This is a genomic window from Parvibacter caecicola (assembly GCF_003725335.1).
Lineage (GTDB): Bacteria > Actinomycetota > Coriobacteriia > Coriobacteriales > Eggerthellaceae > Parvibacter > Parvibacter caecicola.
This window is the reverse complement of the sequence record NZ_QIBY01000064.1, coordinates 1-505: the sequence shown is the minus strand read 5'-3', so window position 1 is coordinate 505 and position 505 is coordinate 1. Positions and strand designations below refer to the sequence as shown.

The following is a 505-nucleotide window of genomic DNA, read 5'->3' as shown; positions in this document are numbered from 1 at the left end:
TCGTTGGCCTGGTTGCGCGTGGGCGACAGCACGATGCCGCCGGCGTGCATGAGCTTGCTCCACGGGAAGTACCCGATGAGCACGCTCGCCAGGAAAAGGTGCACGTAGAATATGGAGCCGATGCCGGCTATCACCACCGGATGCAGCGTCACCAGCCCCATGGCCACTTCCTTGACGCCCTCGATGTCAACGCGGAAGAAGTAGCGCATCGCGATGCCGGCTATGACCACGCCCAGCAGCAGGAACAGAGGGAAGAAGTTGTTCGGCAGCGACAGGTAGCGCATGCGCGGGATCACGACGCGCCGGATGAACAGGAACGTGAGCGCGCTCACGATCAAAAGGTCGGTGAGGTAGAGTGCCGGCAGCCCGATCTGGAAGAACGCGTCGGCGCCTTCGAGGGCCACGATGGCCCCCGGCACCGGCTCCAGGAAGAAGCGCAGGTGGCGCAGCACGATGATCAGCATGGACCAGTGGAACACGAGCGCGCCGAGCCACAGCCACTTCG

General features: G+C 64.0%; 1 protein-coding gene. It reads right to left on the bottom strand.

Annotated elements, in window-relative coordinates:
* Window positions 1-505: respiratory nitrate reductase subunit gamma (locus DMP11_RS10185; protein WP_211329106.1), on the bottom strand; the 505-nt coding region annotated here is incomplete at both ends.